At 72.1% G+C, this 26,286-nt stretch carries 24 protein-coding genes; 13 read left to right on the top strand and 11 right to left on the bottom strand.

All coding sequences use genetic code 11. The features are described 5' to 3' along the window. Positions 1-48: 48 nt before the first annotated feature. The 9 genes from ASC77_RS17365 to ASC77_RS17325 all read left to right on the top strand — a co-directional run bounded on the left by ASC77_RS17365 (position 49) and on the right by ASC77_RS17325 (position 9,222). A complete protein-coding gene (locus ASC77_RS17365; protein ID WP_235547770.1) occupies positions 49-1,518 on the top strand; it encodes a molybdopterin-dependent oxidoreductase in 1,470 nt (489 codons plus the stop codon). A gap of 89 nt (positions 1,519-1,607) precedes the next feature. Next, entirely contained in the window at positions 1,608-2,270 is a 663-nt protein-coding gene (locus ASC77_RS17360; RefSeq protein ID WP_056155783.1) for a fasciclin domain-containing protein, read from the top strand. 28 nt (positions 2,271-2,298) lie between these two features. Next, positions 2,299-2,922, top strand: a complete 624-nt coding sequence (locus ASC77_RS17355; protein WP_056155781.1) for a sigma-70 family RNA polymerase sigma factor — start codon at positions 2,299-2,301, stop codon at positions 2,920-2,922. Continuing rightward, on the top strand, positions 2,919-3,662 hold the full coding sequence (locus ASC77_RS17350) for an anti-sigma factor domain-containing protein (protein WP_056155777.1): 744 nt from the start codon (positions 2,919-2,921) through the stop codon (positions 3,660-3,662). Before ASC77_RS17355 ends, ASC77_RS17350 begins: the two co-directional genes overlap by 4 nt. Beyond that, positions 3,659-5,650 carry an FAD-dependent oxidoreductase gene (locus ASC77_RS17345; protein WP_056155774.1) on the top strand — a complete coding sequence of 664 codons (1,992 nt, stop codon included), beginning with the start codon at positions 3,659-3,661 and terminating at the stop codon, positions 5,648-5,650. Before ASC77_RS17350 ends, ASC77_RS17345 begins: the two co-directional genes overlap by 4 nt. Continuing rightward, entirely contained in the window at positions 5,647-6,882 is a 1,236-nt protein-coding gene (locus ASC77_RS17340; protein ID WP_056155770.1) for a class I SAM-dependent methyltransferase, read from the top strand. The genes ASC77_RS17345 and ASC77_RS17340 overlap by 4 nt, the downstream gene beginning before the upstream one ends. Beyond that, entirely contained in the window at positions 6,875-7,657 is a 783-nt protein-coding gene (locus tag ASC77_RS17335; protein ID WP_056155767.1) for a DUF1295 domain-containing protein, read from the top strand. The genes ASC77_RS17340 and ASC77_RS17335 overlap by 8 nt, the downstream gene beginning before the upstream one ends. A 165-nt stretch (positions 7,658-7,822) precedes the next feature. Next, positions 7,823-8,968, top strand: a complete 1,146-nt coding sequence (locus tag ASC77_RS26760; protein ID WP_156391150.1) for a hypothetical protein — start codon at positions 7,823-7,825, stop codon at positions 8,966-8,968. Between the two features lie 11 nt (positions 8,969-8,979). Next, positions 8,980-9,222, top strand: coding sequence for an HNH endonuclease signature motif containing protein (locus ASC77_RS17325; protein ID WP_056155762.1), 243 nt, complete (start codon positions 8,980-8,982; stop codon positions 9,220-9,222). A gap of 397 nt (positions 9,223-9,619) precedes the next feature. Here the strand turns inward: ASC77_RS17325 and ASC77_RS17320 are convergent, their stop codons facing one another. Beyond that, entirely contained in the window at positions 9,620-10,003 is a 384-nt protein-coding gene (locus tag ASC77_RS17320; protein WP_056155759.1) for a PLD nuclease N-terminal domain-containing protein, read from the bottom strand. Between the two features lie 88 nt (positions 10,004-10,091). Between ASC77_RS17320 and ASC77_RS17315 the strand changes: the two genes are divergently transcribed. The 3 genes from ASC77_RS17315 to ASC77_RS17305 all read left to right on the top strand — a co-directional run bounded on the left by ASC77_RS17315 (position 10,092) and on the right by ASC77_RS17305 (position 12,972). Further along, positions 10,092-10,655, top strand: a complete 564-nt coding sequence (locus ASC77_RS17315; RefSeq protein WP_056155757.1) for a protein-L-isoaspartate O-methyltransferase family protein — start codon at positions 10,092-10,094, stop codon at positions 10,653-10,655. A gap of 63 nt (positions 10,656-10,718) precedes the next feature. Then, a complete protein-coding gene (locus tag ASC77_RS17310) occupies positions 10,719-11,492 on the top strand; it encodes a tyrosine-protein phosphatase (RefSeq protein ID WP_056155754.1) in 774 nt (257 codons plus the stop codon). A gap of 16 nt (positions 11,493-11,508) precedes the next feature. Further along, positions 11,509-12,972 (top strand): ArnT family glycosyltransferase, encoded by a 1,464-nt coding sequence (locus ASC77_RS17305; RefSeq protein ID WP_056155751.1) that lies wholly within the window; start codon positions 11,509-11,511, stop codon positions 12,970-12,972. Here the strand turns inward: ASC77_RS17305 and ASC77_RS17300 are convergent. From ASC77_RS17300 to dinB, 3 genes are read right to left on the bottom strand one after another with little or no spacing between them, the layout of a single operon-like run. Continuing rightward, positions 12,960-13,988, bottom strand: a complete 1,029-nt coding sequence (locus tag ASC77_RS17300) for a YihY/virulence factor BrkB family protein (RefSeq protein WP_056155747.1) — start codon at positions 13,986-13,988, stop codon at positions 12,960-12,962. The two genes, ASC77_RS17305 and ASC77_RS17300, sit on opposite strands and share 13 nt — an antisense overlap. Positions 13,989-13,997: 9 nt before the next feature. After that, positions 13,998-14,777 carry a hypothetical protein gene (locus ASC77_RS17295; RefSeq protein ID WP_056155744.1) on the bottom strand — a complete coding sequence of 260 codons (780 nt, stop codon included), beginning with the start codon at positions 14,775-14,777 and terminating at the stop codon, positions 13,998-14,000. A gap of 5 nt (positions 14,778-14,782) precedes the next feature. After that, positions 14,783-16,009 carry a DNA polymerase IV gene (gene dinB / locus ASC77_RS17290; protein WP_082574859.1) on the bottom strand — a complete coding sequence of 409 codons (1,227 nt, stop codon included), beginning with the start codon at positions 16,007-16,009 and terminating at the stop codon, positions 14,783-14,785. A gap of 89 nt (positions 16,010-16,098) precedes the next feature. Between dinB and ASC77_RS17285 the strand changes: the two genes are divergently transcribed. Continuing rightward, on the top strand, positions 16,099-17,340 hold the full coding sequence (locus ASC77_RS17285; protein WP_082574857.1) for an endonuclease: 1,242 nt from the start codon (positions 16,099-16,101) through the stop codon (positions 17,338-17,340). A 24-nt stretch (positions 17,341-17,364) separates the two neighbouring features. Here ASC77_RS17285 and ASC77_RS17280 read toward each other — a convergent pair whose 3' ends face one another. Genes ASC77_RS17280 through ASC77_RS17250 form a run of 7 tightly spaced genes read right to left on the bottom strand, consistent with a single transcriptional unit; the run spans position 17,365 to position 26,259 of the window. Then, positions 17,365-18,528 (bottom strand): acyl-CoA dehydrogenase family protein, encoded by a 1,164-nt coding sequence (locus tag ASC77_RS17280; RefSeq protein ID WP_056155738.1) that lies wholly within the window; start codon positions 18,526-18,528, stop codon positions 17,365-17,367. Further along, positions 18,525-20,420, bottom strand: a complete 1,896-nt coding sequence (locus ASC77_RS17275) for an acetyl/propionyl/methylcrotonyl-CoA carboxylase subunit alpha (protein WP_056155736.1) — start codon at positions 20,418-20,420, stop codon at positions 18,525-18,527. Before ASC77_RS17275 ends, ASC77_RS17280 begins: the two co-directional genes overlap by 4 nt. Beyond that, positions 20,417-22,006: an acyl-CoA carboxylase subunit beta gene (locus tag ASC77_RS17270; RefSeq protein WP_056155733.1), complete on the bottom strand. Its 1,590-nt coding sequence runs from the start codon at positions 22,004-22,006 to the stop codon at positions 20,417-20,419. The genes ASC77_RS17275 and ASC77_RS17270 overlap by 4 nt, the downstream gene beginning before the upstream one ends. Beyond that, positions 22,003-23,163, bottom strand: coding sequence for an acyl-CoA dehydrogenase family protein (locus ASC77_RS17265; RefSeq protein WP_056155730.1), 1,161 nt, complete (start codon positions 23,161-23,163; stop codon positions 22,003-22,005). The genes ASC77_RS17270 and ASC77_RS17265 overlap by 4 nt, the downstream gene beginning before the upstream one ends. Further along, positions 23,160-24,857 carry an acyclic terpene utilization AtuA family protein gene (locus tag ASC77_RS17260; RefSeq protein ID WP_235547768.1) on the bottom strand — a complete coding sequence of 566 codons (1,698 nt, stop codon included), beginning with the start codon at positions 24,855-24,857 and terminating at the stop codon, positions 23,160-23,162. The genes ASC77_RS17265 and ASC77_RS17260 overlap by 4 nt, the downstream gene beginning before the upstream one ends. Beyond that, the gene (locus tag ASC77_RS17255) at positions 24,854-25,654 is read right to left on the bottom strand and encodes a TIGR03084 family metal-binding protein (protein ID WP_056156571.1); all 801 of its coding nucleotides are present in this window, start codon (positions 25,652-25,654) and stop codon (positions 24,854-24,856) included. The genes ASC77_RS17260 and ASC77_RS17255 overlap by 4 nt, the downstream gene beginning before the upstream one ends. After that, a complete protein-coding gene (locus ASC77_RS17250; protein WP_235547766.1) occupies positions 25,651-26,259 on the bottom strand; it encodes a TetR/AcrR family transcriptional regulator in 609 nt (202 codons plus the stop codon). Before ASC77_RS17250 ends, ASC77_RS17255 begins: the two co-directional genes overlap by 4 nt. Between the last annotated feature and the right edge of the window lie 27 nt (positions 26,260-26,286).

Here is a 26,286-nt window from a genome sequence, read left to right as displayed (position 1 = left end):
CATGCCTTGTCCTGGGCCGGCTTCGGCGTCCTAGCCACGCTCGTGGGCGTGGCCGCCGGGCACCTGGTCGCGGCGCTGACCGAGCCCGCCTCGTCCCCGGTCCTGGCGGTCGGCTCGCAGGTCATCGACCTGACGCCGACCCCGCTCAAGGAGTGGGCGATCCAGCAGTTCGGCACCCACGACAAGACGATCCTCGTCGGCTCCGTGCTCCTCGGCGTGCTGGTGCTCGCCGCCGTCGCCGGCCTGCTCGCGCGGCGCCGCTTCAGGTACGGCGCCGCCCTGCTGGTCGTCCTGGTCGCGATCCCGGCCGGTGCCGCGCTGCACCGGCCGGGCTCGTCCGTCACCGACCTGCTTCCGAGCCTGGTGGCCGGGGTCGTCGGCGTCGCGGCGCTCTGGTGGCTGTGCCGGGCGGCCCAGCCCCACGGAGCTCGCGAGACGCCGGCGACGGGCACCGGTCCGAGCCGGCGCGGCGTGCTGGTCGCGACCGGCACCCTGGCCGTCGCCGGGGCGGTGATGGGCGGCGCCGGTCGCTGGATCACGTCGTACCGGACCCGCGTCACGCAGATCGCCCTCCCCGACCCCTCCGACCCGGCGCCGGCCTTCCCGACCGGGCTCGACCGGCGGGTCCCCGGGATCACCGACTTCCGCACGCCGCTCGACGACTTCTACCGCGTCGACACCCGGCTGACGCTGCCGATCGTCGACGCCGACGGCTGGACGCTGACCATCGACGGCGACGTGGACCAGGAGGTCACCTTCACCCTCGACGACCTGCTGGCGATGGACCTGATCGAGCGCGACATCACCCTCACCTGCGTCTCCAACGAGGTCGGCGGGAGGTACGTCGGGGGCGCCCGCTGGCTCGGCGTGCCCCTGACCGCCCTGCTCGCGCAGGCCGGCATCGACGGCACCCGGGCCGACCAGATCCTCAGCACCGACGTCGACGGCATGACGATCAGCACCCCGCTCGACATCGCGACCGACGGTCGCGACGCGATGATCGCCGTCGGCATGAACGGCGAGTCGCTGCGGATCGAGCACGGCTTCCCGGCACGGATGGTGGTGCCCGGCCTCTACGGCTTCGTGAGCGCCTGCAAGTGGATCACCCGGATGACGCTGACGACGTACGCCGACCAGGAGGCGTACTGGACCAAGCGCGACTGGGCCACCGACGCCCCCATCAAGATCTCCAGCCGGGTGGACACCCCCAAGCCGCTGGCGACCATCGACCCCGGCCGCACCGTCATCGGCGGCATCGCCTGGGCGCAGCACCAGGGCGGGATCGACAAGGTCGAGGTGCGCGTCGACGACGGCGAGTGGCAGGAGGCGCGGCTCGGCAAGTCGGCGGGCAACGACTACTGGCGCCAGTGGTACCTCCCGTGGACCGCCGAGTCCGGCCAGCACACGCTCTCGAGCCGCGCCGTGAGCGGCGACGGCGACCCGCAGGTCGCCGAGCGGGCCACGCCCTTCCCGGACGGCTCGAGCGGCATCCAGGAAGTCGTCGTCATCGTCTCCTGAAACTTCCCGACTTTTTCTGCGCCCCGGGCAATCCGTCGTGGTCGCAGGTCCGAACACCGCATGTACCGACCTCAACGGAAGGCAACACCATGAACCGCTCCCTCCGCCGTACGACCGGGCTCGCCGCCCTGGCGCTCACCGCGACCTTCACCTTCGCCGCCTGCGGTGGCTCCGACTCCGAGGGCTCCGCCTCCGACACGACGAGCGACTCGCCCTCGACGAGCCAGTCGCCGTCCGACGACACGTCCTCGGCGGCCGCCGACGCCGCCGCGCAGACCTTCGGGGCCGGCTGCTCCGCGGTCCCCGCCGACGGTGCCGGCTCCTTCAACGGCATGGCCACCGAGCCGGTCGCCACGGCCGCCAGCGCCAACCCGGCGCTCAAGACCCTGGTCGCCGCGGTCGGCGCCGCCGGTCTCGCCGACACCCTCAACTCCACCGAGGACATCACGGTGTTCGCGCCGACCGACGACGCGTTCGCGAAGGTCCCGAAGAAGGACCTCGACGGCCTGCTCGCCGACAAGGCCACGCTGACCAAGGTCCTGACCTACCACGTGGTCCCGGGCCAGCTCTCCCCCGAGGACGTCGCGGGCACCCACAAGACCCTCGAGGGCGAGGACCTGAAGGTCGACGGCTCCGGCGAGGACTTCACCGTCGGTGCCAGCAAGGCCGTCGTCGTCTGCGGCAACGTGCCCACCGCCAACGCCACCGTCTACCTCATCGACTCGGTGCTGATGCCGCCGTCGATGAGCTGATACAGGGCCATCGGCAAGGATCTACGTCATGGATCACCTCCGACCGGTGAGCTCCGGCACCCCGTCTGACGACGGGGTGCCGGAGCCCGGCTCCCCTGCGGACTCCCCACCCGACCTCGCCGACCTGCTGCGACGGGCCGGCCGGGCCGACGAGTCAGCGTTCGCCGTCCTGTACGACGCCACCTCCGCGCGGGTCTTCGGGCTCGCCCTGCGGGTCGTCCGCGACCCGGCGCAGGCCGAGGAGGTCACCCAGGAGGCGTTCCTGGAGATCTGGCGCACCGCGGGTCGCTACGACCCGGACAAGGGCAGCCCGTTCGCCTGGATCCTGACGATCACGCACCGCAAGGCGGTGGACCGGGTCCGGTCCGCCGAGGCGGCGACCCGCCGCGACACGACGTACCACCAGAGCAACCAGCCGATCGACCACGACACCACCGCCGAGGCGGTCCAGGTGTCCCTCGAGGCCCACCGCGTCCGCGGGGCCTTGCAGACCCTCACCGAGGTGCAGCGCGAGGCCATCGGCCTCGCCTACTTCGGTGGCTACACGCACACGGAGGTGGCGACCATGCTCGAGCTGCCGGTCGGCACCGCCAAGACACGGATACGAGACGGCCTGATCCGTCTCCGCGACGCACTGGGGGTCGGCTCATGACCACGCCGAACGACATCCACGCCCTCGTCGGCGCCTACGCGGTCGACGCGCTCGACGACCTCGAGCGGGTCGCCTTCGAGCGGCACCTCGCCGGGTGCGACGAGTGCCAGGACGAGGTCACCAGCCTCCGCGAGGCCGCGGGCCTGCTCGCCGAGACGACGTCCACCCAGCCGCCGGCCGCCCTGCGCGACCGGGTGCTCGCGGACATCGCGACGGTCCGACCGCTGCCGCCCGAGGCCCCCACCGCGGCACCCGCGGCCTCGGCTCCGCACCGTCGCCACGGACGGGGCGCCCGGCTCCTCGCCGCGGCCGCCGCGGTCGTGGTCCTCGGCGCCGGCGCGACGGTCGTGTGGCAGGAGCCCTGGCAGGACTCCACCTCCGAGACGCCGTCGGTCACCGACGCCGTGCTCACGGCGGCGGACGCCCGCAGCACCTCGCTCGACTTCCCGGGCGGGGCCAAGGCCACCGTCACGCACTCCGACTCGCTCGGTGAGGCGGTCATCGTCACCGAGAAGATGCCGCCCCCGCCGGCGGGCAAGGTCTACCAGCTCTGGCTGGACCAGCCTGGCGAGGGGATGGTCTCCGCCGGCCTGATGCCCGTGAAGGCGGACCAGACCGTGCTGCTCAAGGGCGACGCGGCGACCGCCACCGGCGCCGGCATCACCGTCGAGCCCGAGGGCGGTTCGACGTCCCCGACCACGGAGCCGATCGCACTGTTCGACTTCGGGGACAAGGCATGACCGACCCCCGACGGATCGCCGTCGTCGGCTCCGGCGTCGCCGGGCTGACGGCTGCGTACGTCGCGTCCCGCACGGCGTCGGTCACCCTCTACGAGGCCGACGACCGGCTCGGCGGGCACGCGGACACGCACCTGGTCGACGACGGTGCCGACGGACTCGCCATCGACACCGGCTTCATCGTCCACAACCAGCGCACCTACCCCACGCTGCTGCGGCTCTTCCGCGAGCTCGGGGTCGCCACCCAACCCTCGGAGATGTCGCTCTCGACCCGCGACGACGCCACCGGACTGGAGTGGGCGGGCGCGCTCGGGCTGCGCGGCCTCTTCCCGACGCGACGCAACCTCGGCCGCCCGGCGTACCTGCGGATGCTCACCGAGGTGCCGCGCTTCCACCGGCGGGCCCGGCGCCTGATGGGCACCGAGGGCGCCGACCAGACGCTGCGCTCCTTCCTCGACGACGGCGGCTTCTCGCCGTACTTCCAGCGGCACTTCATGGAGCCCCTGGTCGCGTCGGTGTGGTCGTGCGACCCGGCGGTCGCGCTGGACTACCCGGCCCGCTACCTCTTCACGTTCCTCGACCACCACGGGATGCTCGGCGTCTTCGGCTCGCCGGAGTGGCGCACCGTGACCGGCGGCTCGCGGACGTACGTCGAGCGGGTCGGCGCCGCGATCGCCGAGGTCCGCACCGGCACCAAGGTCACCTCCGTCCTGGAGACTTCCGCCGGGGTCGAGGTCACCGACGGCAACGGCGACGTCGCGACGTACGACGGCGTGGTGGTCGCGACGCACCCCAGCCACGCGCTGGCGATCCTGGCCGAGCCGACCACCGCTCAGCGCGAGGTCCTCGGCGCGCTCCCCTACTCGCCCAACGTCGCGCTCCTGCACACCGACACGTCGGTGCTGCCGCGAGCCGAGCGCGCCCGCGCGTCGTGGAACTTCCGGCGTCCCGTCGACGCCACCGCCAATCGTCCGGGCAGCGTCACCGTCACCTACGACCTGACCCGGCTCCAGCGGCTGCCCACCGACACCCACTACCTGGTGACGCTCGGCGGCGAGGACCTCGTCGACCCGTCGACCGTCATCGACCGGATGGAGTACGAGCACCCGCTCTACACCCCGGACTCGGTCGCCGCCCAGGCCCGCCTGGGCGAGATCGACACCACGCGGGTGGCCTTCGCCGGTGCGTACCACGGCTGGGGCTTCCACGAGGACGGCGCCCGCTCGGGCCTGGCCGCCGCCGAGCGGCTGGGGCTCAGATGGGGGGAGCCCCAGCCGCCCGCCTCGACCGGTCTCTACGCGACGACGATCCGGCACACCCGCCGTACGCCGTGGAAGCGGTCGTTCACGCACCGCTCCCACACCTGGCTGGTCGACCTCGACGCGCTGCCCGACCACGGAGTCCTGAGCCCGGTCCTCGGCAGCTTCGAGGCCCGCGACCACCTCGGCGACCCGGACCGGTCGATCCGCGACAACCTGGCCGACTTCCTGCGCCGCCACGACGTCGAGCTCGGCACCGGACGGGTGCTGATGGCCGCGCAGCCGCGCGCGTTCGGCTTCTGCTTCAACCCGATCAGCGTCTTCTGGGTGACGCCCGAGTCCGCGTCGCCGTGCGTCGTGGTCGAGGTGCACAACACGTACGGCGACCGGCACGCCTACCTCGTCCACCCGGACGCGCAGGGCCGTGCCACGACGCCGAAGCAGATGTACGTCTCGCCGTTCCACGGCACCGACGGCACCTACGAGCTGGCCGTGCCGGTGCCCGGCGACCAGCTGGTCATCAGCGTGAACCTGACCACCGACGACGGGGCGAGGTTCAGCGCCTCGCTGACGGGGCACCGCACCGCTGAGCACTCACGGAGGGAGGCGCTCCGAGCGGCCCCGGCCGCGCTCCGGGGCGCACTGCTCATCCGCCTGCACGGGATCGCGCTCTGGCTCCGCCGGCTCCCGATCCGCCCCCGACCCGACCACCACCAGGAGGGAGTCCGGTGACACTCACCCCGACCCGACCCACCCCCGGCGCCTGGCCCGGCCTCGACGCCGTACCCGGTGGGCCGCGGACCGCGATCTCCGCGGCCGTCGCCCGTCGCCTCTTCTTCTCCGCCATCCGCCGGCTCCCCGTGACCGTGCACCTGGACGGGGAGACGCTCGGCCTCGGTGGCCCGGAGATGACCGTGCGCCGGCCCGACGAGTTCTTCGAGCGCCTGGGCCGCGACGGCCTGATCGGATTCGGCGAGGGCTACCTCACCGGGGCCTGGGACGCCGAGGACCTCACGCCGTTCCTGACCGTGCTCGCCGCCGACGTCGCCGACCTCGTCCCCCGGCCGCTCCAGCGCCTGCGCGCGCTCGTGCAGCACCGGATGCCCCGGGCGCACCGCACGACGAAGGACCAGACCCGCGAGCTGATCGCGCACCACTACGACCTCTCGAACGACCTCTTCCGGACCTTCCTCGACGAGTCGCTGAGCTACTCGTCGGCCTGGTTCGACGGCGCCCCCGACGGCGACCTCCGCGAGGCCCAGCTGCGCAAGATCGACCGACTGCTCGACGTCGCCCGGGTCGGCGAGGGCACCCGGGTGCTCGAGATCGGCACCGGCTGGGGCGAGCTCGCGATCCGCGCCGCCGCTCGCGGTGCGAGCGTGCGCTCCGTGACGCTCTCCTCGGAGCAGCAGTCGCTGGCCCGCGAGCGCATCGAGGCCGCCGGCCTCACCGAGCGGGTGCAGGTCGACCTGTGCGACTACCGCGACGTCGACGGTGAGTACGACGCCGTGCTCAGCGTCGAGATGATCGAGGCGGTCGGGGCCGAGTACTGGCCGACGTACTTCGCCACGATCGACTCGCTGCTCGCGCCGGGCGGTCGGGCGGCGATCCAGGCGATCCTGATGCCGCACGACCGGATGCTCGCGACCCGGGGCAGCTTCACCTGGATCAACAAGTACATCTTCCCGGGCGGCTTCCTGCCGTCCGCGCAGGCGATCGACGAGGTCACCCGCGAGCACACGTCGCTGCGGGTGAGCGACCGGATGGCGTTCGGCCAGGACTACGCCGAGACGCTGCGCCGGTGGGACGACACCTTCCTCGAGCACGCCGACGCGGTGCGCCGGCTCGGCTTCGACGAGACGTTCCTGCGGATGTGGCACTTCTACCTCTGCTACTCGCGGGCCGGCTTCGCGTCGGGCTACCTGGACGTGGAGCAGGTGCTGCTCGAGCGCGCCCGTGCCTGACGTCCTGGTCGTCGCCGGTCTCTCGCTGGCCGCGGCGGCGCTGGTGATGACCCTGACGGCCGTGGTCGCCGCCCGCGCCGGACGGGTGTCGGTGGTCGACACCGCCTGGGGCATCGCCCTGCTGGTCGTCGCGCTCGTCTGCGCCCTCTCCTCCGGCACCTGGCAGAGCTGGCTGCTCGTCGCGCTGGTCGGGGTCTGGGCCGGGCGGCTCTCCTCGCACATCTTCACCCGCTCCCGCAGCCACGGCGAGGACCCGCGCTACCTCGCCGTCCTCGGCGGACCCCTGCCCGAGGTCGGGATGGGGGTCGCCGTCCGACGCGTGTTCCTCGTCCAGGGCGCCGCCGTCTGGCTCGTCTCGCTCCCCCTCCAGGCCGCCGCCGTCGCCGGGCTCTCCTGGTCGTGGGTCGTCTGGGTCGGCGTCGCCGTCTGGCTCCTCGGCGTCGTCTTCGAGACCGTCGGCGACGCCCAGCTCGCGGCGTACAAGCGCGACCCCGACCGTGGCCCTGTCCTGAACCGCGGCCTCTGGTCCTGGTCGCGGCACCCGAACTACTTCGGCGACGCCTGCGTCTGGTGGGGCATCTGGCTCGCCGGCGGCCTGGCCTCCGGCTGGCTGCCCGGGCTGGTCGCGCTGCTCGCTCCCGTCGCGATGACGGTCTGGCTCGTCTGGATCACCGGCGCCCGCCTCCTCGAGCGGACCATGATGCAGCGCCCCGGCTACCCCGAGTACGCCGCCCGCACCTCCATGTTCGTCCCGCTGCCGCCGAAGCGTTCGTGAGCGCTGCCTGCGGTCCGGCTCGGGTCGGCCGCCGACAGGCTGGCTACGCCGGGTGAGGACGGCGGTGGGTTGCGCTCGCTTCCCGGGCTGCGGGTCCGCCCGAATTGGTTCGAAACAACCTCGAGACATGCTCGAACATATCTTCGAATCATGGTAGGATCGAGCGTGGCTCGACGCACCCGGACCCAGGACCCGCAGCTGCGGGATCTGCTGGCGAGCGCGTCTGAAGCCGACCTCGCCGAGCGACTGGCGGCGGCCCGGAAGTTCGAGCTCGCCGCCACCTGGGCCGAGGCCCATCCTGCGCCGGTCGAGGACGCGGTGGTCGACGAGCTCGGCGACCTGGTCATGTTCGGCGACCAGCCGATCACCCTGGCCGGCGAAGGCGCACCGGGGATGAGCGAGTTCGCGGTCGCGGAGTTCGCCGCCGCCGTCGGCATGTCTGCCTACCAGGGCCGCAACTTCCTCGGTGCCGCGCTCGAGGCGAAGTACCGGCTCCCGCAGATCTGGGCGAAGACCATGGCCGGGCAGGTCCCGGTGTGGAAGGTCCGCCGGGTCACCGACCGCACCCACCGCCTCAACCCCACCGCCGCCGCCCACGTGGACCGGCAGTTGGCACCCGTCCTCGCGACCTGCTCATGGGTCAAGGTCGAGGCAGAGGTCGAGACCGCCGCCGTGGCCGACCCCGAGCACGCCGAAGGCGAACGGCTCGACTGCTCCGCCCAGGCCCACCTCGACATCGCGTTGACCGACGCACGTCTCAACCGGGGCCTCGTCCCCATCACCGGGCTCCTGGAGTACACCGACGCGATGGCCCTCGACGCACAGATCAAAGCCGGCGCCCACGCCCTCCTGACCGAGCACCCCGAGCTGGACCTCGACACCCGCCGCGCGATGGCCGCCGGACACCTCGGCCCTCGACGCACAGATCAAAGCCGGCGCCCACGCCCTCCTGACCGAGCACCCCGAGCTGGACCTCGACACCCGCCGCGCGATGGCCGCCGGACACCTCGGAGGAGAGAGCACCCGGGAAGTCGTGGTCTACGCCCACCACCAGCCGACCGAGGCCCACGGCATCGTCGGCGTCGAGGGCGGCCACGTCCCGTACGCCACCATCGACCAGCTGGTCGAGTGGTGCACCCAGGCCGGCACCCGGGTGTCGATCCGGCCCGTCCTGGACCTCTCCGAAGAGATCAGCACCGACGCCTACGCGCCGACTGCCCGGCAGCGGGAGCAGGCGATCCTGCTGACCCCGAGGTGCCACCGACGCCTACGCGCCGACTGCCCGGCAGCGGGAGCAGGCGATCCTGCTGACCCCGAGGTGCGTGTTCCCGCACTGCAGCAAGGACGCCCGGGGCTGCGACCTCGACCACATCACCCCGTACGCCCAGGGCGGGAAGACCACGTCGTGGAATCTCGCGCCGTTGTGCCGGTTCCACCACCGCGTCAAGACCTTCAGTACCTGGACCTACCAGCGCACCTCCCGCACCAGCTTCGTCTGGACCTCCCCCAAGGGCCGGGTCCACCCCGTCGACCTCACCGACGAACACCGGCGACGAACCTGCTGACCCCCACCCCGCCGGCATCGCTGGCGGGGCCATTCTCATGCCACCCGGGCCACCACGGTCGACCCGAGCGGACTCGCAGGCCGACCGGCTGCTGGAAATCGCCCCCGCAACCACCGACCACGGTGACCACGTATCCCGGCAGTCGCGTCACCAGCGGCAACCACGACGCTCCGCGGCGCCGAGCACAGCCGGGAAGATCTGGTGCACCGGGTAGATCAGATGTTCCCGGGCGATCGGCGGGGCGGTTGCCATGCCACCCGGGCCCCAACGGTCGACCCGAGCAGACCGCCAGGCCGACCGGCTAGTGGAAATCGCCCCCGCAACCACCGACCACGGTGACCACGTATCCCGATAGTCGCGTCACCAGCAGCAACCACCACGAACCGCGGCGCTGAGCTCAGTCGGACGTGCCGTCGGCCTCGCGCTCGCGCTTCTTCTGCTCGTCGTACGCCTTGCGCTGCGCCTCGGCCCGCTCGCGCACGCCGCGCAGGAACTCCGCGTCCTTCTCGGGGTCGACGGCGGCGGCGCGGCCGGGGCGGTCGTACTCCGGGAAGCCCGGCTGCTGGCGCTCGTACGCCGAGCGGCGGGCACCGGCGTTGTCGGGGCGGCCGGCGACGAGCCAGGCGACCGAGCCGATCAGGGGGAAGAAGAGGATGAGCAGGATCCAGCCGACCTTGGGCAGGTTGCGGATCCGGTCGGCGGGGGCGCCGATCGCATCGACCAGGCAGAACACCCAGAGCGCGAAGACGACGATCCCGAAAAGTCCCTCGAGCTTGATCACGGCGCTGAGTGTGGCGGATGCCGGTGGCCGCTGCGCACGTTTTGCGCAGAAGATCCGGGTGGGACACGGAGGTGGAACACTCGGGTGGATGGACGGCGACCGGGTCACGGACGCGTTCGCGGCGGTGCCGCGGGAGTGGTTCCTGCCGGTCCGGGAGCGGCGTCGATCGGGGTACGACGGGCCGATCCCCATCGGTCACGGGCAGACGAACTCCCAGCCGCGCACGGTCGAGGCGATGCTGCGGCTGCTCGAGGTCCGGCCCGGCGACCGGGTGCTCGACGTCGGCTCCGGGTCGGGCTGGACGACCGGGCTGCTCGCCCACCTCACCGGCCCGACGGGCAGCGTCAGGGGCCTCGAGCTCGAGCCGGAGCTGGTGATGTTCGGCCGCGCCAACCTGGCCGGGGGCGACTGGCCGTGGGCAGCGATCCGGCAGGCGACGCCCGGCGAGCTCGGGGACGTCGAGCACGCGCCGTACGACCGGATCCTCGTCTCCGCGGAGGCTGAGACCCTCCCGACGGAGCTGGTGGCCCAGCTGGATGACGAGGCGCGGATGGTGCTGCCGGTGGCCGGCGAGATGCTGCTGATCGAGCGCACCGCCGGGGAGGTGCGGGTCAGCAGGCACGGCCGCTACCGGTTCGTGCCGCTGCGGTAGGTGACCTGCGCCGTTCACATCCCGGCAAGCCGGACGTTTCCGCACCAGCCCTATGCTGCGCTCGTGAGCGACACGACCACCCCACGCGAGCTGGTCCGGCTGGCGTCCGCCGACAACTTCCGCGACGTGGCCGGCACCGGCGAGGGCTACCCGACGGCGGACGGCGGTCACGTCCGGCGCGGCGTCTTCTACCGCTCCAACGAGCTCCAGCTGACCGACGCCGACGCCGGCTCGCTGGCCGACCTCGGCATCACCCGGATCCACGACCTCCGCGGCCAGATGGAGATCGAGGCGCACCCCGACGTCGACGTGCCCGGCGCCGAGTGGCACCACGTCGAGGTCTCCGGCATCCCGATGGAGATGATCTCCGGGCTCGACGACGCCGAGGCCGCGGTCCGCGTGATGCGGGAGGTGTACGACGTGTTCGTGCGCGCCCCCGAGGCGCGGGCGTCGTACGCCGAACTCCTGACCGACCTCGCCACGGGACCCCTGCCGCAGCTCTTCCACTGCACGGCCGGCAAGGACCGCACCGGCTGGGCGGCCGCGCTGCTGCTCGAGATCGCCGGGGTCGACCGCGCCACGATCCTCGAGGACTACCTGCTCACCAACACCTTCTCCTCGGCGACGCGCACCAAGTACCTCGCCCTCGTCGCCGAGCACCTCGGCGCGGAGAAGAAGGCCGTCTACGAGCCGACGATGCTGGTCGAGGAGTCCTACCTCCAGACGGCGTACGACGCGGTCGACGAGCTGTACGGATCGGTCGACGGCTACCTGCGCGACGGACTCGGCCTCGACGACGCCCTCGTGGCACAACTGCGGGACAGACTCGTCGACTGAGGTTCACCATGGTCGCGTGAGCCGCGCGCCGTACGCCGCCCGCGAGGTCGCTGCGGTCGTCGTGCTGCAGGCCGTCGCGCTGGTGCTGCTCGCGTCGCGCTACGGCCCGCACCGCGACGAGCTCTACTTCGTGGTCGCCGGTCGGCACCTCGCGTGGGGCTATCCGGACCAGCCGGCACTCACGCCGCTGCTCGCCCGGCTCGCCGACCTGGTCGCACCGTCGAACCTGGTGGTGCTGCGCCTGCCGAGCGTCCTTGCCGCAGCGGGCGTCGTGCTGCTCTCGGTGCAGCTGGCACGGCTGCTCGGCGCCGGTCGCGCGGGACAGGTGCTGACGGCCGTCACGGTCGGCTTCTCGGCCCTGGTCCCCGGGCTGGGGCACCTGCTGTCCACGGCGACCTTCGACCTCCTCTTCTGGACCGCCGTCCTGACCGTCGTCGCGCAGGCCCTGGTCGACGACCGGCCCCGGCTGTGGGTGCTCGCAGGAGTCATCGCGGGCATCGGGCTCAACAACAAGCACGCCGTCGTCTTCTGCCTGCTCGGCGTCCTGGTCGGCGTCGCTCTGCTCCGCGAGACCCGGCCCGTGCTGCGCACGCCGTGGCCGTGGATCGCCGGGCTCATCGCGCTGGCGATGTGGGTGCCCAACCTGGTCTGGCAGGCACAGCACGACTGGCCGGTCTTCGACCTCTCTGCCGACATCGCGGACGAGTACGGCGGCCTCGGCGGGCGGATCGGCCTGGTGGCGCAGGCGCTGGTGATGTTCAGCCCGGTCATCGGCGTGCTGTGGGTGTTCGGCCTGGTGCGGCTGCTGCGCCGGCCCGACTGGGTCCGGGTCCGGCCGCTGGCGATCGCCTTCCTCGTCGTGCTGGCCGTCTTCCTCGTCACCGGCGGCAAGGGCTACTACCTCGCCGGCCTGATCCCCCCGCTCATCGCCGCAGGGTGCACGGACCTGGCCGAGCGCTGGTCCGCCCGCCGGGTCACGATCGCCGGCGCCGTCCTGGTCGCGTCGGCGGTCGTCGCCTACCCGGCGGTCGTGCCGGTCGTGCCGGCCTCGACCTTCGCGGGCTCGGTGTGGGTGGACATGAACGACGACCAGCTCGACACCATCGGGTGGCCCGACTACACCGACCAGGTCCGTGCCGTGGTCGACGACCTGCCACCCGAGCAGCGCGCGCACGCGGTGATCTTCACGAGCAACTACGGCGAGGCCGGGGCGATGTCCTGGTACGACGTCGGGCTGCCCGTCTCCAGCGGCCACAACGGCTACCGCAACTGGGGGCCGCCACCTGACGAGGCGCTCCCCGTCGTGCTGGTGCTGCAGGGATCACCCGAGGGCGCGTTCGAGGGCTGCGACCTGAAGGACCGGCTCCACAACTCCGCCGACGCCGACAACGAGGAGGTCGGGGCCGGGATCTGGGTCTGCGACGGCCCGGTCGGCACCTGGTCGACCGCGTGGCCGCACCTCGTGCACTACGACGCGTGATCGGCGTCGTCGTCCGGCTCCGCCTGGACGATGCGCAGCTTCTGGGTGTCGGTGAAGGTCACCTCGACGGTCTCGAACCCCTTGTGGCGCTGGGCTCTCGCGTACCCGATGTAGGCGCGCCGGTCGGCCTCGGTGAGCTCCACGTTGTCGGTGAACGGCGTCAGCAGGGCCCGCGGCCAGAGCCGACGCTCGAGGACGACGTTGACCTCGATGCCGAGCACGCCGAGGGCCGCGGTCAGCCAGATCAGGCCGATCAGACCGAGGACCAACGCGAAGGTCTGGTTCATCCCGACCGTCTCGCCGATGACGTTGGTGACGTAGACGGTGCCGATCTTCTGCAGCCCGATCCACAGCAGTGAGGCCGTGACCGCGCCCGGGATGGAGCCCCGCCAGATGTTGTGGCTGCGCGCGGCTCCGACCCGGAAGAGGGCGGTGAGCACGACGGTGTTGACCACGACGGTGAGCAGCGTGATCGGCCACTTGTACGACGACACCGTCTCGCCGAGCACCTCGGTGTTGGCTGCCAGCGTCGAGAGCACCGAGATCGTGAGCACGGCGAGACCCGCGGTGAGCAGCAGGAAGAGGCTCTTCAGCCGCAGCAGGATCGGGTTGGGCCGGCTGTTGCGCGGCACCGACCAGGCGATGTTGAGCGCGTTCTGGAGCGCCTGCCCGAGCCCCATCGCGCCGTACAGAGCGACCAGACCACCGATGACGACGACGGTCACCGACCCCTGGAGGCCCTCGGGCCGGCCCAGCTGGTCGCCGATGATCGGGAACTGGGCGAGCGCCGAGTCGAGCAGGTCCTTCTGGAGGTCCGGGTTGCCCTCGAGGAAGAAGCCGAGCACCGAGGAGCCGAGCAGCAGCAGCGGGAAGATCGCGATGAACGCGTAGTAGGTGATGATCGCGGCGAGGTAGTTGCCCTGATCGTCGAAGTACTTGTAGATCACCGCGACGGGATAGCCGAGTACCGACCAGCGCTGCTGGGCGCGGTCGGCGCCGTCGATGACCTTGCCCACCCGCACACGCTACCGAGGTCCGGGCGGCACCACCGTCAGGTTGCCCTCGGCGTCGGTCCTGAACAGCTCGACGCCCTCGGTCACGGCCGCCGCATCGGCCCCCAGCGCGACGGCGATCTTGTTGGCCGCGTTGCGCGCGACGTCGAGCACCACCTCGACCACCTGCTCGGGCGCCAGGTGTCTCTGCGCGTCCTCGACGACCTGCGTCGGCACGGCGTACGGCGTCCAGATCATCGCGTCCGTCAGGGCGAGCGCCGCCTTGGTCGCCGCCGGGAGGTCGCTGCGGGCGTAGTCGTCGACGGCCTCGAACGTCGCCTCGTCGGCGCCGGCCTCGAGCGCGGCCACCGAACGGCGGGACCGGCAGATCCGGCACTCGTGCTGCCGCGCGCCGCGCAGCCGCACCAGCTCGGTGACCACCGGGTCGAGGGTGTCGAGCCGCGCCACCTGACGCATGAACTCCTCGAGCAGCGGCCAGAGCTCGGTGGGGTCGTGCAGCCCGCCACCGGACCAGGTGCCGCCGTCGAGGACCTCGCCGGAGACGATCGCGATGCGCGGCCAGTAGTCGTCGACGTAGATCGCCTGGGTGACCTCGAACGCCGTCGGCCCGGTCGCCTCGAGGAAGCGGCGCCGCAGGTCGTCGTCGATGACGGACACGTCGACCCCGAACTGGTCGGCGAAGTTCTCCACACGCGGGTCGTCGAGGTCGATGTCCAGGGCGGTGCGCGCGGCGCGGACGGCAGCCATCGCGGCCGCGGCCTCAGGGGCGTGCTGCTCGATCGGGTTGGACATGGCGGTCAGCGTAGACGTGGGGTCGGACGGTGGGTGGCCGGTCCGGGATCGGGCAGGGTGGGCATCTCCAGCCCGGTGCGACTCCCCACCAGCGCCGCGCGGGTGACGGACGCGGAGCCGAAGCGGCCGCGCACCCGGTCGAGCGCCGCGTCGAGGCCGGACTCCTGCACGGCGTCGGGGAAGAGAAGCAGCTCGAGCTGCTGGGACCGGCTGTCGACCAGGCCCGAGATCGTCACCCCGAGCAGCGTGCACCCGCGGTCGTCGATCAGCGGCCAGGCGGCGTCGAGCAGGCGACGGCCCGTCTCGAGCCACGTCGCGGTCGCGGCCGACGAGTGGGCCAGCGTCGCCGACCTTGTGGCCCGGCCGAAGTCGTCGAAGCGCAGCCGGAGCGTGAAGGTCTGCCCGATCCGCTCGCCGGCGCGCAGCCGTCGGGCGACCCGGTCGACGAGCCCGGCCAGGAGGGCCTCGAGCTCGGGCCGACTCTTGCGCTTGCCGGGCCGGCCGATCGCGCACTGCGAGCCGATCGACCGCCGCCGGCGGCCGACCTCGACGGGTCGGGGATCGAGCAGGTTGGCCAGCGCCCAGAGGTGCCGCCCGGCGGCCTTGCCGACCGTGCTCGACAGCTCGCGCTCCTCGCGCGCGGCGAGCTGGCCGATGGTGCGGATGCCCTCGGCATGCAGCTTGGTGGCCGTGATCGCGCCGACCCCCCAGAGCCGTTCGACCGGCAGCGGGTGCAGGAACTCCTGCTCCGACTCCGGAGGGACCCGCAGCAGCCCGTCCGGCTTCGAGACGGCGCTCGCGACCTTGGCGAGGTACTTGGTGCGGGCGATCCCCACCGAGATCGGCAGCCCGACCTCGTCGCGGACCCGCGCACGCAGCGACGCCCCGATCGTCTCCGGGTCGCCGACCAGCCGGCGCAGCCCACCGACGTCGAGGAACGCCTCGTCGATCGAGACCCCCTCCACCAGCGGCGTCGTGTCATCGAAGATCGCGAACACCTGCTTGCTCGCCTCCACGTACGCCGTGAAGCGCGGCGGCACCACGAGAGCGTCCGGGCACAGTCGCCGGGCCTGGCGCCCGCCCATGGCCGACTTCACGCCGTAGGCCTTGGCCTCGTAGCTCGCGGCCAGCACCACGCCGCCACCGACGATCACCGGACGCCCCTGCAGCCGCGGGTCGTCGCGCTGCTCGACCGAGGCGAAGAACGAGTCGAGGTCGGCGTGCAGGATCACCCCACCATGATCGAACACATGTTCGATCCGCGCAAGACGGTCACCGGAGCGCTACCGCACCGCAACCTCGGGACCGCAGGATGTCCGGCATGGCCTCCACTCTCGGGACCCTTCGCCCTGCCCACCCCTCACCCAGGCGCCGCTCACCCGGACAGCACAGACCCGGCCCGATCGCCGTCGCTGGTGTCGCCGCCGCGGTGCTGGCCGTCGTCGCGGCGATGCTGTTCGTGCTGCGACCCTCGCCTGCCGGCGCCGCGACACCGATCACCGTCGCCTCGGCGATCTCGTCCAACAGCGGCACCCAGACCGTCCGCGGCTACGTCGTCGGCCAGCCGACGGCCACCAGCACCGTCGTCACCAGCAACTACCCCAACGACTACGCGCTGGCGATCGCGGACTCGGCGGGCCAGACCGGCACCGCGAACATGCTCTACGTCCAGATCCCGTCGGCGTTCCGCGCGGCCTGGGGGCTGAAGTCGAACCCCGGCCTGCTCGGCACCCGCATCGACGTCACCGGCGCCCTGGGTGCGTACTTCTCGCACCCCGGCATGACCGGGACGACGGCGTTCGCGCTCGCCTCCGCCACCACGCCGACACCCACCCCCACGCCGACGCCGACGGCCACCGCGACGACCGGCCCGTACGACGGCACCTACTACGCCCCGGCCGTCGGCAAGACCGGCTCAGCCCTGCGCACGGCCCTGCACGGCATCATCGACGACCAGACGAAGCTCTCGTACGCCGGCGTGTGGGACGCCCTGAAGGTCACCGACGCCGATCCGGCCAACAGCAGCAACGTGATCGAGTTCTACTCCGGCCGGTCGGTCCCGAAGTCGTCGAACGGCGGCGGTGTCGACGACTGGAACCGTGAGCACGTCTGGCCGCAGAGCCACGGCGACTTCGGCACGTCCGCCGGTCCCGGCACGGACCTGCACCACCTCCGCCCGGAGGACGTCACCGTCAACGGCACCCGCAGCAACAAGGACTTCGACACCGGCGGGTCCGTGGTGGCGCAGTGCACCGGCTGCGCGAGCGACTCCGACTCGTTCGAGCCCCGTGACGCCGTGAAGGGCGACGTCGCCCGGATGGCGTTCTACATGGCGGTCCGCTACGAGGGCGGCGACGGCTTCGCGAACCTGGAGGTCAACGACACCGTCAACGGGTCGACCGCGTTCCTCGGCCGGCTCTCGGTCCTGAAGGCGTGGAACCAGGCCGACCCGCCCGATGCCCGGGAACGGCAGCGCAACGACGTCATCTACACGACGTACCAGCACAACCGGAACCCGTTCATCGACCACCCCGAGTGGGTGGCCGCGATCTGGGACTCCTGAGCCCGGCTCGCCGGGGCTGTCCGGTCAGTACGACTTGGGCAGCCCCAGCGAGTGCATCGCCACGAAGTTGAGGATCATCTCCCGGCTGACCGGGGCGATCCGGCCGGCGCGCGTGGCGACGAGCAGCCCGGCGACGCCGTACTCCTGCGTGATGCCGTTGCCGCCGTGGGTCTGGACCGCCGCGTCGGCCGCGTTGCATGCGGCCTCGGCGGCGGCGTACTTGGCCATGTTGGCCGCCTCGCCGGCACCGAACTCGTCGCCGGCGTCGAAGAGGGCGGCCGCCTTCTGCGTCATCAGGCGAGCCATCTCGGTCTCGATGTGCACCTGGGCGAGCGGGTGCGCGACGGCCTGGTGGGAGCCGATCGCGTCCTTGAAGACGACCCGCTCCTTGGCGTACGACGTGGCCTTGCCGAGCGCGTAGCGGGCCAGGCCGGTCGAGAACGACGCGGCCATGATCCGCTCGGGGTTGAGCCCCGAGAAGAGCTGCGCGAGGCCGCCGTCCTCGTCGCCGACGATCGCGTCCGACGGGAGCCGGACGTCGTCGATGAAGACCTGGAACTGCAGCTCGGGGCTGACGATCTCCATCGGGATGTGCTTGAACTCGAAGCCCGCGGCGTCGGTCGGCACCACGAAGAGCACCGGCTTCACCTTGCCGGTCCTGGCGTCCTCCGCCCGCGCGACGACCAGCACGTTGTCGGCCTCGTCGACGCCGGAGATGTAGATCTTGCGGCCGTTGAGCACCCACTCGTCGCCGTCGCGGCGCGCGGTCGTGGTGATGTTGTGGGTGTTGGTCCCGGCGTCGGGCTCGGTGATCGCGAAGGCCATCGTCGCGGTGCCGTCGCAGATGCCCGGCAGCCACCGCTGCTTCTGCTCCTCGGTGCCGTACTTGCTGATGATCGTGCCGCAGATCGCCGGGCTGACGACCATGAGCAGCAGCGGGCAGCCCTGGGCGGCGAGCTCCTCGCAGACGGCCGCGATGTCGCCGATGCCGCCGCCACCACCGCCGTACTCCTCGGGGATGTTGATGCCGAGGTAGCCGTTCTTGCCGATCTCCAGCCACAGCTCGGTGGTCTTCTCGCCGGCGCGGGCCTTCTCGGTGAACCACTCACGGCCGTACTTGCCGGCCAGCCGGGCCACGGCCTTGCGCAGCTCCTGCCGCTCCTCGGACTCGCTGAAGTTGTTGCTCACTCTGTCTCCTCGACACTCTGCTCGACTACGGCCAGGACCTCCCCGGCAGCGACCTGCGCCCCGGGCTTCACGTTGATCTCCGAGACGACGCCGGCGTACGGCGCACTCACGGTGTGCTGCATCTTCATGGCCTCCAGGACGAGCACCGGGTCGCCGGCGCTCACCGCCTGGCCTGCCTCGACCGCGACCCGGACCACGGTGCCGGGCATCGGTGCCAGCAGGCTGCCGCTCGCCACCGCGTCGGCGGGGTCGACGAACCGCGGCACCAGCGTCAGCCGGACGTGCCCGTGGGCACTGTCGACGTCCACATCCCCGCCGTTGACAGCGATCGCGTACGTCGTGCGCACGCCGTCCGTCTCCAGCGTCACCTGATCCGGCGCCGCCGACACCACCGTGTGGCCATCCACGGCGTAGGCCCCGAGCCACTCGACGACGACGTCGCCCTCGAACTCCGTGCGCTGCGGCTGGGAGACCACGTTGCGCCAGGCGACCGGGACGCCGCGTTGCACGGTACGGCGCTCCTTGGCCCGCTCGGCGAGCGCGATCGCTGCCGCCACGGCCGCCCCCTCGGTGGTTGAGGAAGGCGCGCTAGCGCCTGTCTCGGAACCCCCGAGGAAGTCGGTCGACACGTCGCCCCGCAGGAACCGCCCGTCGCGCAGGATGGAGACCAGCAGGTCGCGGTTGGTGACCAATCCGTGGATCTTCGCCCGCGACAGGGCGCCCGCCAGCTTGCGTGCCGCGGCCTCCCGGGTCGGCGCGTGGGCGACGACCTTGGCCAGCATGGCGTCGTAGTGCGTCGACACCTCGCTGCCCGACTCGAAGCCGGCATCCACGCGGACGCCCGCCTCGAGAGGGATCTCGAAGGTCGTCAGGGTCCCGCTCTGCGGCTGGTAGTCGGCGGCCGGGTCCTCGGCGTACAGCCGCACCTCGATCGCGTGCCCGTCCGCGGTGGTCGAGGTGCCAGCGGAGCGAGCCTCAAAACCGCCCTCGGCGACCGCGATCTGCGCTGCCACCAGGTCGACCCCGTGCACCAGCTCGGTGACCGGGTGCTCGACCTGGAGGCGGGTGTTCATCTCCAGGAAGAAGAACCGCTCGGTGGCGGGGTCGTAGAGGAACTCGACCGTGCCGGCGCCGCGGTAGTCCACGGCCTCGGCGGCCTTGCGGGCAGCGTCGTGCAGCGCGGCGCGCACCTCGTCGCTCAGGCCGGGCGCGGGTGATTCCTCGACCACCTTCTGGTGGCGACGCTGCAGCGAGCAGTCGCGCTCGCCGTAGACGGTGGTCCCGACGACCTGGACCTCGACGTGGCGACCGCGCTCGACGTACGGCTCGACGAAGACGGTGCCGTCGCCGAACGCCGACAGCGCCTCGGCCTCGGCCGTGGCGATCTCGGTGGCGAGGTCCTCGATCCGGCGCACGACGCGCATGCCGCGGCCACCGCCGCCGGCCGACGCCTTCACGAGCAGAGGCAGGTCGGCCTCGGTCGGCTCGGCCGGCGCCTCCAGCGTGGGTACGCCGGCCTCGCGCATGATCCGCTTGGCCTCGATCTTCGAGCCCATCGCGTCGATCGACTCGGGGGCCGGCCCGACCCAGACCAGCCCGGCGTCGATGACGGCCCGCGCGAACTCGGCGTTCTCGGAGAGGAAGCCGTAGCCCGGGTGGATCGCGTCGGCGCCCGCGCGACGAGCGGCGTCGAGCACGAGGTCGATGCGCAGGTAGGTCTCGGCAGGTGCGTTCCCCGGCAGGCGTACCGCGGCGTCGGCCTCGCGCACGTAGGGCAGCGCCGCGTCGGCGTCGGAGTGGATCGCCACGGTCTCGATGCCGAGTGCGCGGCAGGTCCGGAAGACCCGGCTCGCGATCTCGGCGCGGTTGGCGACCAGCAGTCTCGTGATCACGGACGGAACACCCCGAATCGGTCGGTGCCGACAATCGGCTTGTTCTCGATGACGGACAGGCAGATGGCCAGGATGGTGCGGGTGTCGCGCGGGTCGATGACGCCGTCGTCGTACAGCATCCCGGAGAGGAACTGCGGCATCGACTGCTCCTCGATCTGCGCCTCGACGACCTCCTTGATCGCCTTGAACCCCTCGGCGTCGAAGGGCTGGCCCTTCGACTCGGCCGACTGCTGGGCGACGATCTCGAGCACGCCGGCGAGCTGGGCCGGGCCCATCACCGCGGACTTCGCGGACGGCCAGGTGAAGAGGAAGCGCGGGTCGAAGGCGCGGCCGTTCATGCCGTAGTTGCCGGCGCCGTACGACGCGCCCATGATCACGCTGAGGTGCGGGACCGTGGAGTTGCTGATCGCGTTGATCATCATCGCGCCGTGCTTGATGATGCCGCCCTGCTCGTACTCCTTGCCGACCATGTAGCCGGTGGTGTTGTGCAGGAAGAGCAGCGGGGTGTCGGTCTGGTTGGCGAGCTGCACGAACTGCGTCGCCTTCTGCGCCTCCTGCGAGAAGAGCACGCCCTGCGCGTTGGCGAGGATGCCGATCGGCCGGCCGTGCAGCCTGGCCCAGCCGGTCACCAGCGAGGGTCCGTAGAGCGGCTTGAACTCGTCGAACACAGCGCCGTTCGTCTCCGAGACGCCGTCGCAGATCCGCCGGATCACCTCGCGCGGGTCGAACGGCTCCTTGAGGTCGGTGGGGATCAGGTCGAGCAGGCCCTCGGGGTCCACGTCCGGCTCGGCGTACTCGGTGGTTGAGGCGCGAGCGGAGCGAGCCTCGACACCACCCTTGCGCCAGTTGAGGCGCGCGACGATCCGTCGGCCGATCCGGATGGCGTCGTGCTCGTCCTCGGCGAGGTAGTCGGCGAGACCCGACGTACGCGCGTGCATCTCGGCGCCGCCGAGCGACTCGTCGTCGGACTCCTCACCGGTGGCCATCTTCACCAGCGGCGGGCCGCCGAGGAAGACCTTGGCCTGCTCGCGGACCATCACCGTGTAGTCGGACATGCCGGGCACGTAGGCGCCGCCGGCCGTCGAGTTGCCGAAGACCAGCGCGATCGTCGGCTCCTTGCGGGCACTGGCCCGCGTGATGTCACGGAAGAGCTTGCCGCCCGGGATGAAGATCTCCTTCTGGGTCGGCAGGTCGGCGCCGCCGGACTCGACGAGCGAGACCGTCGGCAGCCCGTTCTCCTCGGCGATCTGCGAGGCCCGGAAGATCTTCTTCACGGTCCACGGGTTCGACGCGCCGCCCTTCACCGTCGGGTCGTTGGCGGTGATCATGCACTCGACGCCCTCGATGACGCCGATGCCGGTCACGACGCTGGCGCCGACCGCGAAGTCCGAGCCCCAGCCGGCCAGCGGCGACAGCTCCAGGAACGCCGAGCCCTCGTCGACGAGCAGCTCGATGCGCTCGCGGGGCAGCAGCTTGCCGCGCCCGTGGTGGCGGTCGACGGACCGCTCACCCCCGCCCGCGACGGCCTTGGCGTGCTCGGCGTCCAGGTCGACGAGCTTCTCGAGCATTGCTTCGCGATTGCTCATGAGGCGTACCCCAGGAGCTTCGCGGCGAGATCGGTCAGCACTTCGCTGGCCCCTCCTCCGATCGGCAGGATCCGGGCGTCGCGGTAGTGCCGCTCCACCTCGGTCCCGTGCATGTATCCCGTCCCGCCGTGCAGCTGGACGGCCTGGTCGCACACGTACGTCGCGCAGTCCACCGCGGTCTGCTTCGCGAGGCAGGCCTCGGCGATGACCTGCTCGCCGGCCGCATGACGCCGCGCGACGTCGCGCGTGTAGGTGCGGGCGACCTCGACCTGCCGGCGCATCTCGACGAGCTGGTGGCGCACCACCTGCCTGCTGATCAACGGCTTGCCGAAGGTCTCGCGGTCGCGGCAGTACGTCGCCGTCAGCTCGAGCGAGCGGGCGGCGATGCCGTAGGCGTGCACGGCCAGGGCCAGCCGCTCGACCACGAACTGGGCCGCGATCTGCAGGAAGCCCGAGCCCTCCTCGCCGACGAGGTTGGCGACCGGCACCCGCACGTCGACGTACGACAGCTCGGCGGTGTCGGAGCAGTGCCAGCCCATCTTGCGCAGGCCGCGGTCGACGGTGAAGCCGGGCGTGCCCTTCTCGACGACGAGGAGGCTGACGCCGCCCGCACCCGGGCCACCGGTGCGGACCGCGGTCGTCACGAAGTCGGCGCGGACACCCGACGTGATGAAGGTCTTGGCGCCGTTGACGACGAAGTGGTCGCCGTCCCGGACCGCAGTGGTGGTGATGCCTCCGACGTCGGAGCCGCCGCCGGGCTCGGTGATGCCGAGGGCCCCGATCTTCTCGCCGGCCAGCGTCGGGCGGACGAAGCGGTCGACCAGGTCGGCGCTCCCCGACGCCGCGATGTGCGGCAGCGCGATGCCGCCGGTGAACAGCGCGGCCATGAAGCCGCTGGACGCACCGGCCTCGAACATCCCCTCCTGCAGGTCGACCGTGTCGAGGACGTCGCCGCCCTCACCGCCGACGTCCTCGGGGAACGAGATGCCGAGCAGACCCTGCTTCGCGGCCGCGAGGTGCAGCTCGCGCGGGATCTCGCCGGCGTCCTCCCACTCCTGCAGGTGCGGCGCGACCTCGCGGCGGACGAACTCGGCGCCCAGCTGCCTCAACTCGGTGGTTGAGGAAGGCGCGCTGGCGCCTGTCTCGAAACCACTCATCCGATCAGTCCTTCCTGGATGTGCACGCTGCGCGAGCGCACCCACTCCCCGAGGCCCTTGGCCTGGGGGTCGAAGCGGGTCGACGCGGCGACGCCGTCGCCGAGCAGCCCGCGGATCAGCACGTTGACGCCGCCGAGGTTGGGCAGCACGTGGACCTCGACGTCGAGGTCGGCCGCCTCGGGCACCAGCTCGCGCACCTTGCGCGGCGTGATCAGCTTGGTCAGCCAGGTGACGCGGTCGGCGTACTTCTCCGAGCCGTCGTGCACCACCCACAGCCCGAGGTTGGCGTCACCGCCCTTGTCGCCGGAGCGCGCGTGGACGAAGGTGCCGAGCGGCGCGCGCCGGGTCAGCGAGTCGACGGGGGCCGGGTACGGCGACGGGCGCAGCCCCTGCCGCGGGTCGGTCTCGGCGAAGTCGGTCGGGTCGGCGACCACCTCGCGACGGCCGTCGGCGTGCACGACCGTGTGGGTGACCGCCGAGCGGTCGACGTACTCCGCGCGGTAGACGCCGTACGGCGTCGGGGCGGCGGGTGGGGCCGTCATCGTGAAGCCGGGGTACGACGCGAGCGCGAGCTCGACGGCCGCGGCGGTGAAACCACGGCCGACCGGGTCGGGAGCCGCGTCCTTGACCGTGCAGCGGAGCAGGCAGGAGGCGCCCTCCTCCGTGTCGGCGTCGGCCGGCGGCAGCGCGGTGCGGGTCCAGCTGACCTCGCTCGCCGTCAGCGACGGGGTCAGCTGCTCCCGCACCCAGTCGGCCTTGGCGTCGATGTCCAGGCCGGTCAGCACGAGCTCGACGGTGTTCCGGAAGCCGCCGAGCTCGTTGACGCAGACCTTGAGCCGCTCGGGCGGCGCCTCGCCCCGGACCCCGGAGATCTCGACGCGGTCGCGTCCGACCTCGCGCAGCTCGACGGTGTCGAGGAGCGTGGTGACGTCGGGGTTGAGGTAGCGCGTCGACTGGATCTCGTAGAGCAGCTGGGCGGTGACCGTGTCGACGGTGACCGCGCCACCCGTGCCGTCGTGCTTGGTGATCACGCACGAGCCGTCGGCCGCGATCTCGGCGAGCGGGAAGCCCAACGGCGTGCCATCGTGCGGCAGCGTCTTGAAGCCCGAGAAGTTGCCGCCCGTCGCCTGGGTGCCGCACTCGAGCACGTGCCCGGCGACCACGGCGCCGGCCAGCTCGTCGTACGACGTGGGCGTCCAGCCGTGGTGCGCGACGGCCGGGCCGACGACCAGGGACGCGTCGGTGACCCGACCGGTGACGACGATGTCGGCGCCGGCCGTCAGGGCGGCGGCGATGCCGAAGCCGCCGAGGTAGGCGTTGGCGGTCAGCGCGCCCTCGCGCAGGCCGAGCGACCGGACGTCGTCGCCCTCGACGTGCGCGATCGCGGGATCGAGACCGAGGCCCGCCGCGACCTCGCGGAGGCGGTCGGCCAGGCCGGCGGGGTTGAGACCACCGGCGTTGCTGACGATCCTGACGCCGCTCTCCAGCGCGAGGCCGAGGCAGTCCTCGACCTGACGGACGAACGTCTTCGCGTAGCCCAGCGACGGGTCCTTCATGGTGTCCCGGCCGAGGATCAGCATGGTCAGCTCGGCCAGGTAGTCGCCGGTCAGGTAGTCGAGTCGACCTCCCTCCAGCATCTGCCGCATCGCGGCCAGCCGGTCGCCGTAGAAGCCGGAGCAGTTGCCGATCCTCACGCGCGCTCCTCCCGCCCCGCGCCCGCGGGCCCGGCGAACGCCTGCGCGATCGTCAGCCACCGCTCGGCGTCCGGGCCACTCGCCACCAGGTCGGTGTCGTCGCGGTGGACGCGCTGCGTGACGAGCAGGCAGAAGTCCCAGGCGGAGCCGGTGACGGTCTGGGCCGCGTCCTCGGGACCCCACGTCCACTGCTCGCCGGACGGCGAGACCAGGTCGATGCGGAACTCGTCGGCCGGCGGCGGCAGCTCGTGGACGGAGAACGCGAAGTCGCGGGTGCGTACGCCGAGGTGGGCGACGTGCCGGACCCGGTCGCTCCGCTCGGGCTCGACGCCCAGGGCGGCGTACACGTCGAGCGCGTGCGCCCAGGTCTCCATGAACCGTGCGGTCGCCATCGAGGTCGGCGACATCGGCGGGCCGAACCACGGCATCCTCTGCCCGTCGGGCACGGCGCGCAGCGCGGCCGGCAGCGCCTCGCGCGCCTTGCCCCAGCGCGCGAGCAGCGCCTCGGGCGACAGCCGGGCGACCTCGAGGGCCTGCTGGTCGACGTACCCGGTCGGGTCGGCGATGGCCTCGAGCACCAGGGCGTCCCAGGCGTCCTTGCCCTCGGGCGTGTGGGCGCGGGCGGCGAGAACGGCGACCTCGTCGGTCCAGAGCAGGTGGGCAACCTGGGTCGCGACCGTCCAGCCGGCCGCGGGGGTGGGTGTCTCCCACCCGTCGGTGTCGAGCCCGGAGACGGCGGCCAAGAGCTGGTCGCTCTCCATCTTCAGGTCACCGAGCAGGTCGTCGAGCAGCGTCATGACAGCTCCTTCTCCAGTACGTCGGCCCAGCGGTCGAGGATGCGACCGCGGCGCCGGGTGTCGTCGGTGATCGTGTTGGCGAGGCCGAGGCCGCGCACCAGGTCGAGGGTCGCCTGGACCAGCTCGCGGTTGCCCGGCACCGACTCGTCGACGCCGAGCAGGTCGACGGCCAGCCGGTGGGTGTCCCGCCCGACCCGCTGCTCGAACGGCGCGACGGCCGCGAGCAGCGTCTCGTCGGTACGGGCGGCGACCCAGAGCTCGAGGGCCGCGGCGAAGACCGGGCTCGCGAAGTGGTCGGCCAGCACCTGCAGCACCGCCCGGGTGTGCCGGGGTCCGACGGGGAGTCCCTCGGCCGCGGCGGCGAGCTCGGTGGCCCGCTTCTCGGTCAGGTGCTCGACCGCGGCGACGACGAGGTCGTTCTTGGTCGGGAAGTGGTGCAGCTGGGCACCCCGGCTGACCCCGGCCCGCTCCGAGACCAGCGTGGTCGACGTACCCGCGAACCCGCGCTCGACCAGGCAGTCGACGGTGGCCTCCAGCAGGCGGGCCCGCATCAACCGGGTGCGCTCCTCCTGGGGCACCCGCGTCGCACCCGCCGCCGTCGTCACCCGCCCAGCATGGTCGAGGCACTAACA

Origin of the sequence: Nocardioides sp. Root1257 (genome assembly GCF_001425175.1) — a bacterium.
Taxonomy (GTDB): domain Bacteria; phylum Actinomycetota; class Actinomycetes; order Propionibacteriales; family Nocardioidaceae; genus Nocardioides.
The sequence above is the reverse complement of the archived record's forward strand: the minus strand, read 5'-3'. Positions and strand labels throughout refer to the sequence as shown.